This is a genomic window from Shewanella sp. 30m-14 (assembly GCF_052977125.1).
This window is the reverse complement of the sequence record NZ_JBRILW010000014.1, coordinates 111,663-123,879: the sequence shown is the minus strand read 5'-3', so window position 1 is coordinate 123,879 and position 12,217 is coordinate 111,663. Positions and strand designations below refer to the sequence as shown.

At 43.6% G+C, this 12,217-nt stretch carries 11 protein-coding genes; all 11 read right to left on the bottom strand.

Translation table 11 applies throughout. The features are described from left to right. Positions 1-332: 332 nt before the first annotated feature. The gene (locus tag ACVBIU_RS12225) at positions 333-1,616 is read right to left on the bottom strand and encodes a winged helix-turn-helix domain-containing protein (RefSeq protein ID WP_447160869.1); all 1,284 of its coding nucleotides are present in this window, start codon (positions 1,614-1,616) and stop codon (positions 333-335) included. Positions 1,617-1,959: 343 nt separating this feature from the next. Continuing rightward, a complete protein-coding gene (locus ACVBIU_RS12220) occupies positions 1,960-2,784 on the bottom strand; it encodes an ABC transporter permease (RefSeq protein ID WP_447160868.1) in 825 nt (274 codons plus the stop codon). A gap of 4 nt (positions 2,785-2,788) precedes the next feature. After that, positions 2,789-3,697, bottom strand: a complete 909-nt coding sequence (locus tag ACVBIU_RS12215; RefSeq protein ID WP_447163888.1) for an ABC transporter ATP-binding protein — start codon at positions 3,695-3,697, stop codon at positions 2,789-2,791. Positions 3,698-3,748: 51 nt separating this feature from the next. Beyond that, the gene (nosD, locus tag ACVBIU_RS12210) at positions 3,749-5,065 is read right to left on the bottom strand and encodes a nitrous oxide reductase family maturation protein NosD (RefSeq protein WP_447160866.1); all 1,317 of its coding nucleotides are present in this window, start codon (positions 5,063-5,065) and stop codon (positions 3,749-3,751) included. Between the two features lie 89 nt (positions 5,066-5,154). Continuing rightward, entirely contained in the window at positions 5,155-5,619 is a 465-nt protein-coding gene (locus ACVBIU_RS12205; RefSeq protein ID WP_447160885.1) for a nitrous oxide reductase accessory protein NosL, read from the bottom strand. Positions 5,620-5,808: 189 nt separating this feature from the next. Beyond that, positions 5,809-6,756 (bottom strand): NrfD/PsrC family molybdoenzyme membrane anchor subunit, encoded by a 948-nt coding sequence (gene nrfD, locus ACVBIU_RS12200; protein ID WP_447160865.1) that lies wholly within the window; start codon positions 6,754-6,756, stop codon positions 5,809-5,811. 2 nt (positions 6,757-6,758) lie between these two features. After that, positions 6,759-7,469 (bottom strand): 4Fe-4S dicluster domain-containing protein, encoded by a 711-nt coding sequence (locus tag ACVBIU_RS12195; protein ID WP_447160864.1) that lies wholly within the window; start codon positions 7,467-7,469, stop codon positions 6,759-6,761. Between the two features lie 62 nt (positions 7,470-7,531). Beyond that, entirely contained in the window at positions 7,532-8,245 is a 714-nt protein-coding gene (locus ACVBIU_RS12190; protein ID WP_447160863.1) for a tetratricopeptide repeat protein, read from the bottom strand. A gap of 72 nt (positions 8,246-8,317) precedes the next feature. Beyond that, the gene (locus ACVBIU_RS12185; RefSeq protein WP_447163887.1) at positions 8,318-9,103 is read right to left on the bottom strand and encodes an FKBP-type peptidyl-prolyl cis-trans isomerase; all 786 of its coding nucleotides are present in this window, start codon (positions 9,101-9,103) and stop codon (positions 8,318-8,320) included. Between the two features lie 60 nt (positions 9,104-9,163). After that, entirely contained in the window at positions 9,164-9,592 is a 429-nt protein-coding gene (locus ACVBIU_RS12180; RefSeq protein WP_447160861.1) for a rhodanese-like domain-containing protein, read from the bottom strand. A 72-nt stretch (positions 9,593-9,664) separates the two neighbouring features. Then, positions 9,665-11,695 (bottom strand): multiheme c-type cytochrome, encoded by a 2,031-nt coding sequence (locus tag ACVBIU_RS12175; RefSeq protein WP_447160860.1) that lies wholly within the window; start codon positions 11,693-11,695, stop codon positions 9,665-9,667. Positions 11,696-12,217 lie beyond the last annotated feature (522 nt).

The window sequence follows — 12,217 nt, the reverse complement described above, 5'->3', positions numbered from 1 at the left end:
AGTTTAGCACTCGGTCAAACAATACAAAAAAAGGCAAAACAGGGTAAAAAGAAGGGGCTAGATCCTAGGGCGCTTCGCTGCGAGGACGGGCTACGCCCTACTAGGAACAGCAAAAGACAAAAGCACCGCCTTTTCCGCTTGTTAGCTTTTGCTAGAACCTGCTCTTCCTAGAACCTAGAACGCTGCGCGGCTAGAGCGGACTAAGTCCTGCTATACAATCAAAAGAAGGCACACCGTTATCTTTTGTTTTCCGTCTTAGCTTATACCGTCTTAGCTCTAACCTGCTTTTCCTAGAACCTTCTCTTAATCCTAGGACCTGCTTTTAACAGCTATTAAAGCTTCACCTTGTCATATTCAAACCAGGCGACCAAGTTACCTAAAATAGGCACTATCCACACAGCGGTGTCTGCATCTTTGTATATGCGGTAGAAATACAGGTCACTATCGATGATCTCGTGCTTACGGATCTCACGATAAAAGTGCATCGCTGATGGGCTGACTTGATCCGGCTTGATTAGCTCTTTTTGCGACACTTTGACATGGAATACATCCACATCTAAGTCATTAATTTTTTCCTGATACTGAGTAAAATCACCTTTGATCTTATATTTTATCGGAGTGGTCTTACACTCTTCATCGGTTACGCACGCCGCAGAATAAAACTTACCTGTGTTTTCATCATCATAGATAAGTGACAGACTGATGTCTGAGCGCACCAACATATTACCTTGAACAGGAAAATACACATCTGCGTGATAATGATGCTCAATAAAGCCACTGGTGCCGGGCTCATCATGAGGGATGATGACGCGATTATAACGAATGCGCTGTTCCATCATATGAGTTAACTCGGTAAAGGTTTTCATATTCAAACCCGCTGGCGTTAAGTCAATCGCGGTAATATTAATTAAACCTTTACCCGAACAGCCATAGGTATCTGCCTCGGGGCATGCCGCCATCGAATAGTAGTTACCATCGGTGACAGCGTAACCTTTAAACTTGCTGATATCACTTAAGTGGTTCGATTCCGGCGCCAGATGTTTTTGCCACATAGAGGGGTGCAGATGAGCGACATTATCTTTATGGATAAGCGCAACATCTTGCTTAACGCCACCAATATTTAACTGAATATTTTTCTCTGCATCCCAACTGTTCTTAGCTTTTACTACGCCGTGATAATCACTGAAGTACCAAACAGACAAAGCGATCAGCGCGACAATAATAATACCGCTTATTTTGACCAATAATGACACATCAACAATGGCAGCGCGCACCGATTCTGGGTCATTCACTGCCAGCATTTTGATGTGAGAACGCGTTGAGACATTAAGCTGATACCCGCGGCCAGCTATGGTGCGCAACATGACTTCGGGATAAGCTTCTAGCTTCTTTCTGAGGGTACTAACGCATTGAGTTAGCGAGGTTGCAGCCACAACCCGATCGGGCCAACCAGCCGCTAATAGATCTTCTTTAGTGCATACCGAACTCATTGAGAGTATTAATTGATGCAAAACCGCCGACTCCGATACAGTCAGAGTTATGGTTTTATTATTTGCATGATCGACTAATTGTTTAGCCTCTTCATCCAGCTCCAAATATGGAGTAACTTTTAGCACCCGAAACCTCTACAAATCAATTCACTGCAACTCGAACATTAATACGACTTAATGCAAGTTTACTAAAAAATGGTTTTAAAAACGTGACTTTACCCTGAAATCAAATCAGCCATCGAAGAACAGGGTGTTAATGCTCACATATCTAACATTTTAACGGTTGAAGACATTTAAATTGTGCTGAATCACTTTAAACGCTTTATTCAACATAGCTTTATTATCAAGCCTTCAATATCAATCATCGAATATCAATCATCGAATATCAATCATCGAATATCAGTTCTGTAATATCGAGGACACATCTTTACCACTTAATTTATTTAAACCACTAAAATCCACTTTTACATTATAAAGCTCGGCGTTTAAACAATTGGTTAGCGATAAACACTAACATTGCAACCCACAACAACATCACGCCATAAAGCGCCAACTTTCCCCATGTAACAGAAGAGATCATCGCTAAACTTCCACCGCTAACATCTGTACCGATTAAATTTATCGCTCGATAGAGATCGGTTGGATTAAGTGCAATTAAGAGGTTGATTATATACTGATTAAAAAAGGCGAGATCTGCAACTAATATTGTTAATAACAGTAAGTCATAAATGAGAACGAACACAAACCAAACGAATAAAATACTGGCAACGGCTTTAGCTTTCTCTGTTGATTTAAGACTGACGATATAACCCAATAAAATAAAAGCGATGGCGAGCAAAATGCTGCTCACTATAAATTGGCCAAACTGAGTTAAGGTCTTAGCAACCTCATAATCACCACATACAAGCAATAATAATGCGGTCAAACTAAAAGCGCTGCCAATGGTGACACTCATAATCAGGCTATGGCCTAACAGCTTGCCCATTAGAATTTGTAAACGAGTGATTGGGTAAGACAATAACAGCAATAAAGTACCGGATTCATCCTCCCCCACAAACGCATCGTAACTCACCAGCATCGCCGCGAGCGGAATGATAAACACCGAAATCGTCGACAGGCTTGATATCAACGCATCCAATTGAGGCAAAGCCAAATGCCCGGCTACGGCGCTGCCCGCAAAGGTTACGCTCAACGATAAGATTAAAAATATTAATGAGATAAACAACACCCAGCGATTACGTAGGCTATCTTGGATCTCTTTTTTAGCAATAACACACACAGGAGATGTCAGCATAACCTTAATTTACCTCTGCAACTTGAGAGCATTGACCCATATAAAAATGATAGATATCAGCCAATGCAGGCTCTTTAAGACTAAAATCAAACACTTGGCACTCAGATGTTAATAACTGCAATACCCCAGCCTTAGACTGCTCATCTAACAGCAAGGCATTGTCAGCATAAAGTGCAGCTAATTTCGGTTGCCCGCAGATGACACTTGCAAGCTGGGGCGAGGTCAGTCGAGTTTTAAGACCGCTAGCCTGGCTTAACTGCGCTACGCTGCCCGATGCCAGCGCCTGCCCTTTGGCTAAGATAAGCGCGATATCGATATTATGCTCAATTAGTGATAGTTCATGGGTGCACACAATCACCCCGCAGCCTTGCAATTTAAGCTCATCAATTTTGCCGTACAGAAATTTAGAGGCCACAGGATCGAGCCCAACCGTTGGCTCATCAAGTAGCAACAACTCAGGTTCACTCAAAATAGCTTGAGCAAAACCCAGGCGCTGCTTCATGCCTTTAGAGTAGGTTTTTAACGCTCTATTTTGGGCATATTCTAAGCCAAACTCTTCAAGCAACTGGCTGACTCGCGCCTGGCCGACGCCCTTTAAAGCGGCAAAGTAACTTAAAATTTCTTTACCCGTTAATTTGTCATAAAAGCTCACACTTTCAGGTAAATATCCAATTTTTAAGTCTGCACTGCGCGTTAGACATGACAGATCTTGCCCAAGAATACAGACATTACCCGCTGTGGGTTTTATCAAGCCTAGGAGAATTTTAATCAGAGTCGATTTACCCGCGCCATTATGGCCAAGTAACGCCATAGTTTGGCCGCGTTCAACTGTAAAACTCACATCATTAACTGCAGTAAAATCGGCAAACTGGTGTCGAATATGGTTAGCTGATACCGCTAAAGCAGGGTTCATCGATTCTCCGAAAGGCGGTTATTTGCTGACTAAAAACATCATCTCGTCCGCCTAAAAACTAAAAGCTGGGTTCATCTCTAATAACGGGTAACTGTCGACAATCCCGCTAGGGGCAGTGATCTCAAACTGACGTTGAACCCAGCGCAGCACGACAACAATTGGACTACCCATCAAGAAGTTAGCTTCAGGATAAAGCCAGAATAATTTATCAATCTTATCATTGGGCTGATAGGCCGTATTGCCCACACCATCTAAATTGTGATCCCAGCCGAGGTATCCACTCCAGTAGTTCCCTCGGCCAGCATGGCTCCACTCCAATAATGCATCACCGACATACTTAACCTGAGAAAAGTTATCAATAAACTGGTTGCCATAAACATGATTCCCCTCTCCTCCCATGGCCATATAAAAGCCAATATCATTATGAGCAAAGTGGTTATGGATAATGGTGTTATCTCGAGCACCGTAAACGAATATGCCTTTACCCTCTTGGCCTTGTACTTGGTTTTCACTGCGGTTAACGATCTGTTCGACTCGATTAAATTCCACCAGCGAGTCTTTGGTCATGTTCAGCAAAATACCGAAATCGATGGCCTCCCATACCTGATTACGGTGGAGGTGAATGCGTTTCGAGTCCATCAAGGCATAACCACCATCGACCTGATAGCTCTGGTTATTAAAGGCTTCATCGTCTTGGGTGTACATGTAATGAATACCGTACTGCTGGTCAAATAATCGATTAGCGTACACTCTACTTTTACTGCCAGATTCAAGGTAAACCCCGTCTCTGACCTGCGAGATAGTATTGCCCCAGATCTCGGCGCCAACAACGTGCTGCAAATGAATGCCATCACCGCGGTCCAAGGTATATAAGGTGTTGTTACCCACAATCACGTTATCGTGGATTTTGATATCGTTTAGCTCATCGGCGCGAATACCAAAACCGTTACCTTGCAAACTGTTGTTATGGATTTTTACGCCATCACTGCCTGGCTCAACTAAAATACCGGCATCGCGCTCATAATGATCATTGCCCCAGTTTTCAATTCTCAGCCCTGAGATCTCAACATTAGCAGCAAACACCGTTATTGCGCTGCCCACGCTATTAGCATCAATAATGCTGTCGCCAAGGCTTGATAATATAATCGATTGATGGATTTTTAGTGGGCCTTGATAACGCCCAGCATCGAGAACAATTCTGTCGCCAGCCTTAGCATGAGTTAACGCCAGCTGTAGCTCCTGGCTGTTAGATACGGCTAAATGGGCGCCATTACAGCCAGTGGCATAGAAGGTTGCATATACCACTAGCAGCCAACGTAATATGCTGACGTTCTGCGCCAGCACTTTTCGTAAAGGTGAGCGACTCATAAGATACCGTTCCAGCAAATTCTAACGCCAATATTAAGAAGGTGGCTCGTATTAGCCAGCGAGCATTAGCTAAGCCTTAAATGACTCACTTACTCGCCAGCGAGCAGTTCAATCGTGATCTGCTCATAAGTCAGTACCGCGCCACCAAATTCTTGGGCAAACTGGGTTGCACTTTCTTTACTCGAAAATGAGGCAACAGCAGGCCCCATCACCGCTTGTTTACTAGTGCCATAAACATACCAAGCAGAGGTCGCATCAATAAAGCTCTGATCATCAGGTTGCTGCCAATCAGTCTGCGCCATATCATGCACTTTTAGCTGGGTGATCTGGCGCTTATTCTCTGGTTGTAGCGCAAAATTAAACATGTCTCGTGTCGAGCAAAACTTTGGCACTATGGATTCATTCTTTAATCTCAACTGCCCTTTAGGCCCTGGGTATTTAGTGATCATCATGCCGCACAAGTGGCAACGGTCGTGATCATGAATCGGTTCAGCTTGTGTCGACTGCACAGCGGCATCACCTTGACTACAAGCAAACATAAATGGGACTAACATCAAGATGAACATCAATTTTTTCATTCGACTTCCAACTACAACAGAAAGATAGGAAAACTCACCGCTTGTTTTTACAGATGAGGTAACAAGATGTGAGTGTTGAACCAATTGTTGCTCAGCTCCTAACACTCACCTTGCAGGGACGAAGCATTAGGAGCGAACAACTCACTTAACTAACTTGCCTTATGGCTAGATAGCAAAGGTTTGACCAGCATATAGGATGAACATACGCAGACACATCATGCCAGCAACGGCGCACACACCCGATAAATAGAACGCTTTAGCCGAATGACTAAACGACTTACCGGTAGCAAAGTTAAGTAATAGCGGGCCACCAAAACCTAGGCCGACCACACCAAACCAGAACACCGCTGCCCATTCACCGGTATGGAACGCTTCAAATGCACTTTGTGCCCCAGCATTACCCGTCATAAGTGAAGTCACGATCATGAAGATAAATAGCATTTCAGCAATCATGATTGGCCACTCAGCACCATGAAGCACTTTCATATCTTGGCTGTGTAAGTCTTCTTTAAACATCGACACGGCAAGCATTTTGGCTGCTGCTGCGCCCGCTGAAATACCAGAGGCAATAAAGAGTGCCGGTAAAACAGAGGTGTTGATGATAGGAAAACGAACCAGTGCCGAGATAAGGAAACCAGTATAAGCACAGACAGCCAATGCCAATACTAATACGGTGACTTCACATGGGCGGCGAATGCCTTTTAGCTTTTCAACCACAGGTACTAGTACCTTAAGTGCGGGTACTGAGCGGATCTCTTCTTCAAAGGCAAATAGTGCAATCAAAGCCACTAACGGGATATACACCGATAGTGCGATAACACCAATCGACATGACTGAATTTAGGTTATAGAAAACCAGAATTCTCCAGAAAAACAGCGGGTTGGTTAAGTCTAAAACCAGACATAACATACCTAAGCTAATCGTCACAAATGAGATTAATGCTGCCGCTTTATAAAATGGCGTGTTGGTTGTCTGCTTTTTGTAGAATCGCAGGAATAATGCAGTGGCTAGCGCACCACCGGAGATCCCCGCAAAAAACAAGTACACAGCAATAGGCCAGGGCCATGCTAGGCCCTCAGATAACCCCATTGTAAACTCAATATTACCGTCCATATCTATACTCCTAGCTTTACAATAGGGATGTAACGCAAGCTTGGCTCAGTTCCAAATCCTGGCTTAATTCGCACAGAATCTTTTACTCTTAAAAGCTTGCTGATATAGGATGTCGGATCGTTGATATCACCAAAAATCAGTGCATCATAACGGCATTTCTGCACACAAGCAGGTAGCTCACCAATGGCAAGTTTGCTATTAAGGCAGAAGTCACAGTTATCAGCGACATCGGTTTCTTTATTAATAAAGCGCGCATCATATGGGCAAGCTGCAATGCAGTACTTACAACCTGCGCACTTAGACGCGTCCATAGTGACAATGCCGGTTTTCTCATCTCGGTGCGCTGCGCCAGTTGGGCAAACGGTCACACAAGGGGCATTCTTACACTGCTGACAAGAGACGCGTACAAACTTACGCTCACAGCCACATTCGGTTGTTTTGCCGCAATGTGGGCAAGGTTGTCCCTCTAATCCACCAGAGTGCTGTTCTAACAACAATCTAGACTTACCTGCTGGTAAGTTATTGGCTAGATTACAGGCCTCTTTGCACTCGCCGCAGCCGGTACATTTATTTTGATCAAACACCATCGCATAATGGGGCTTGCTTGCATCTGACTCACCCTCTTTGACAGAGCTACACCCTAAGGGCGCTATTATCAAAGAGCTGGCTCCTAAGCACTTAAGGAACCTCCGTCTCTCTATATTTTCACTCACAGCATCCTCCAGCTATCAGCTATTTTGCTGATATATTTATACTTATTAGGTTTTACGTGACTTTACTCAGATGCAGCCACTGAACGATTAGCTATTTTTTGCTCTGCTCTTAAAATTGCATTATTAATTGAGGCTCGGTTAACGTTTTGCTTATCGCTTTTAAGTAGAGTCAGCCATTGCTCGATGGCTTTGTCGTACTGACCATTAAGGTAAGCGTGGGTCGCAAGTAACAGGCGAGATTGAGGCTCATATTCGTCGAGCGCTAAGGCTCTGGCGATAACCAAATCAATGTCTAGACTCATTTCACGGTTATCGCGGTAATACATGGCATTGGCTTTCATCCCTAAAATACCTGCATCATCGCCCGACAGTTTGAGTAGCTCATCGAAAGTTTGCACCGACTCGCTATACAGGCCGCCATCAACGTAGGATTGAGCCAGATTTAATAATGCAATTTCATTACTAGGTTGCTCATTGACTTTTTTTGCATTTTTATTGATTTCTGCGGTGATCAGGTAATCAATATTTTCGTCTACCACTCCTTTATTCCAATCATTGAAATGGCCTAATTGTGAGTACATAAGTAAGGTCACACTGACAAGTACAACAACCATCCCAGTCGCAACCTTAAAATCCCCCTCTTTATTGCTGCTATCATCATTAAAAGAGTTAGCTATCGGCGTAACACCTTGCTTTTGACAAGAGTGATGATGACGCCAAATTAAAGTGATAACTGCACATAAAGTGACAGTAATGCCGATAGCTAAACTATTCATAGTGACTCTCTACAAACCAAACTAACTAAAACAATAAACTTAAAACCTTGGCAATAACGCCATCAACTAAAACTAGTGACCGCCGCCCATCATGCCACCCATGCCCATACCACTGAGCCCCATGCCGTGTGCGTTATCACCAGGTGCTTCAACTTTCACCAGCTCGACTTCAAACACCAATGTCGATTGCGGTGGGATAATGCCAACTTGCTTGTCGCCATAGGCTAGTGCTGCAGGAATAGCAAACTTATACGTCGACCCTTCATTCATTAACGGAATGCCTTCTTGCCAGCCGTCAATCACGCTCATTAGTGCAAAACGATTAGGTTCATTACGCTTGTGTGAATCGTCAAATTCAGTGCCATCGATTAAGAAACCTTTGTAGTGCACTGTGACGACATCTTGTGGGTTTGGCTTACGGCCTTCTCCCTCACTAATGACTTCATATTGCAGACCTGAAGCCGTCTCTGTTACGCCATTTTTGTTTTTATTGTCAGCCAGGTATTCATTGCCTGCTGTCACGTTAGCGAGTGCAAGCTTTGCTTCAGCGGCTTCACGTGCGGTATTGAGCGTCTCTGCGCGCTGATTTAGGAACGTCAGGATTTCTTCATCTGAAAACTGTGGGTTATTTTTCAGCGCATCAATAACGCCTTCAATGACAAGGTCGACATCCACTTCAGCACCCAGCTCAGTTTGACTATAAATTTGGCCTGAAATGTACTTACCTAATGATGCACCAATGCTGTAAGACTCTTTTTCAACATCAGATGTCAGCTCAGTATTAGCCATTGAATTTGCAGACATAAACAGGGTCAAACCTGTCACAACAGCTAGGGTAGTTTTTGTGAATTTTTTCATAATAATCATCTCTTTAAATAAACTAGTTGCGTTTAACTTCTGTTACCCAACATCCTGCTGTTATGGCTTTTCTGTGACTCTATTTGAAAGTCGCCATCCATAAATTCCATCTGGCATCTGTAAAACATTGCTGTAGCCCATCTTCATCGCCTCATGTGCCGCTATCTCGCTGGCATTACATAGGCGGTTGGCGCAATAAAACACCATCACTGCATCTTTCTTAGCTGGCAGTAATTTTTTCCAATCTTTAACGTTGAAGTAAATAGCACCTGGAATGAACCCTTCAGCCCAAAGTTCAAGCGTATTCACATCGAAAAAGTAAACACCTTCCTTACCGATTAAGGTCTCAGCTTCCATCATGCTGATGGTGTTGAGCTGGTGTTCGTAACGATGAGCAGGTGCCATCGCAGAACCACCACCAGCGAAACAGCTAGCTGAACTTGCAATTAACGTGAGGCTTACCAGAATTTGACCCAGTGCTTTTTTCATAATCTTTCTCTTTATTGCCTCGGCAATTATTGCGCTGCAATGCATGCCGAGGCGGTTAACGAGTTAGGCGGCTTATTTAGCTGCGTAACCTGTTCCATCTAAGATGTTTTGCGCTTGTGTAACATAAGTAAGTGCAGCATCTAGACGCTTCTGGCTATAACGGAAGCCATGCACACCCCAAGAACCGTCTTTCTTGATTAGATCAACAGTCTCTGCAGCCTTCTCAGCTAGCATTAGTACTTGAGTCTTGTCTTCAGTAGACAACTTAGTGACTTCTAATAGCTGGTCGATGCGTACAAGAGCTTGCTCAACTTTCGCGAACACTTCTTTAACAGGTGTTTGCATCTTCATTACTTCACCGTAGATCTCTAACTGGTCTTCGTAATGTAAGCCTGTTTCAAGCTCAGACTGGAACTGGCTGTGACAACCCTTGTTCTCTACCACGTCGTGGTCAGAGATAGAGGTACGAGCACAAGACCACATTAAGTCTAGGTATGAGCGGCCTTCTTCGTTCTTAGCAACAGTCCAACCTTTACCCGCTTTAGGACCTTGAGTACGTGGCTCACCTTCAGGTGGGTTTAGCGTCTTCATCGTTGGGTCGACTTGAATCTTCCACATATGAGACTTACGTACTGCGTCGAAACCAGCTTGGTCAGGGAACTGCAGTGCCTTGAAGTTTTCACAGCTACCCATGTTAGGCATGTGACAGCTTTGACATGTTTGCTTATTGTGTGTATCTGAGTTTTCAGCAATCAAAGTCTGCGCTTCGTGACAGTCTTTACAGTCTTTCTTCAGCTTTGGTGTAGTGAAACCAGACTGCCAAGAACCATCAGTCACTTCGTGCGGATCGTGACAAGTCGTACAGCGCATGCCCTTCTCGTAGTGCTCAGAGTTATACATCTGAGAACCTTCAGTACCACATGATGGACAGAGTGACTTCATCTTCACACCGAAAGCGTACTCACGCTTTTCTTGTGCTTGAGGCGTGTCAGCAAGAGTAGGGTCATACTGGAAACGCTGGTGACAACGTTCACAGTTAGACTGCATACCGCCAGTACCACCATCTAAGTGACCACCCGCGCCATGACACTCTTCACAAGCGATACCACGAGAAATCGTGTGCTCTTGAAGCTTCTTAGGATCGCCTAATGCATCGAAGAACTCTTGCTTGTTTTGGAAGTCAAACTTAAACGTATGGCACACTTCACAGTAAGAACTTGCTGGTTGGAACAACATCTCTTTTTCGTACTTAGCACCGTATGAGCTCATACCTTGCTGGTGCGAACCTGAACCACCAAAACCTTCAAGGGTTGTTGGGAACTCAGGAATAACATCGTTAATTTTCTTCGACATTTCAGGCGTTAACCATTCAGCCCAACCACGAGAGAACTGGTTAGCACCCGCTACCATTTTACCGGTACCGTCACGTAATAAACCGTCTCTGATGTGGTAAGTACCACGTACAAGCCACGCATCGATGAAACCGTATTTAGTACGAGGCGTACCAACAGTTGCATAGATCATGTCAGGGGTAATACCGTCTGGTAAGATTGAGGTATCTTTAGTGTTGTACATGGTTTTTTCAATATCGTTATCCACTTCTGGGTGCTCTCCAGGGAAACGAATTGTTTTAGCATGACGCGAACGCTGCCACTTCTCATATTGAGTCGCATGACATTCAGCACACTTTTCAGGGCCAACGAAGTTGTTTGGATAATCTAGAATTGATTTAGCACCTAGACGGTATTGAACTGCGCGAGGCGCGCCAACACGTTCACTATAATCTGGGCTCTTACCTGTATCTAAATACTCTTCACCACGGTCACTAATATGGTAATCACCAATTAAATTACCGGCTTGCTGATATTTGAATACTGGGTGGTTTTCGAATAGATAATCAAATAACTCTTCTTCTTGAACAATATAGTCTTGCAGCGTTTTTACGCCGTTGACTTGTTGCATACCGTTGTATTCAGCTATTGCCCCTTTAGCGGTTTTACCCATTTGGGGAATACTGTCATATTTTCCAGCAGCGTTCGCATTGGCAATGGCACCAAAACAAAACAGCATGCTTAATGCTACCTTGTGTTTCCACCGTCTCATCATTCACTCCTACTTATCATTATTTTATTTTTTATCACTGTTTTTGCATGCTTTTATAAGCACACTTTTTTAAAAACTAACCGTTCACCGATTGAGCTAAACAACTGAGCGATGTCTATTTTCCATATAAAAAACAGTAAAAACCTGAGCTACAGCACACTAAAAAAAGCATTAGAAGCGATTAGATGTGAAAACAACATTTACGTTAAAAAACAGAAAGATAAATACAGCCAGAGAGATGTTTTTAGATATAAAAATGCACGTTAAACGTTTCTTAAAGCGCAAAAAAGTTACAAAACAGCGATTAAAAACCAAGCAGCGATTAATAAGGAAGTCTCGCAAGCTTAGGCGGTATAAGGCCTAGCGCAGTTATAATCATAAAGGGAGTAGGTTGACGTTGGTGTATTGCAGCAAAATGATAAACGGATCTCCCTCTAGCGCCCAAGTCCAGGGTAAAGGGCTTTAAAACGTGTTTTAAGGGACTATTTTTAAGGGGCTATTTTTAAGAATTGGAATCTAGAC

Bases quoted from the DNA above. Each gene is read 5' to 3' on its own strand.
- ACVBIU_RS12220 (WP_447160868.1), bottom strand. From the start codon at position 2,784: ATGCTGACATCTCCTGTGTGTGTTATTGCTAAAAAAGAGATCCAAGAT.
- ACVBIU_RS12215 (WP_447163888.1), bottom strand. From the start codon at position 3,697: ATGAACCCTGCTTTAGCGGTATCAGCTAACCATATTCGACACCAGTTT.
- nosD (WP_447160866.1), bottom strand. From the start codon at position 5,065: ATGAGTCGCTCACCTTTACGAAAAGTGCTGGCGCAGAACGTCAGCATA.
- ACVBIU_RS12205 (WP_447160885.1), bottom strand. From the start codon at position 5,619: ATGTTAGTCCCATTTATGTTTGCTTGTAGTCAAGGTGATGCCGCTGTG.
- nrfD (WP_447160865.1), bottom strand. From the start codon at position 6,756: ATGGACGGTAATATTGAGTTTACAATGGGGTTATCTGAGGGCCTAGCA.
- ACVBIU_RS12190 (WP_447160863.1), bottom strand. From the start codon at position 8,245: ATGAATAGTTTAGCTATCGGCATTACTGTCACTTTATGTGCAGTTATC.
- ACVBIU_RS12185 (WP_447163887.1), bottom strand. From the start codon at position 9,103: ATGAAAAAATTCACAAAAACTACCCTAGCTGTTGTGACAGGTTTGACC.
- ACVBIU_RS12180 (WP_447160861.1), bottom strand. From the start codon at position 9,592: ATGAAAAAAGCACTGGGTCAAATTCTGGTAAGCCTCACGTTAATTGCA.
- ACVBIU_RS12175 (WP_447160860.1), bottom strand. From the start codon at position 11,695: ATGAGACGGTGGAAACACAAGGTAGCATTAAGCATGCTGTTTTGTTTT.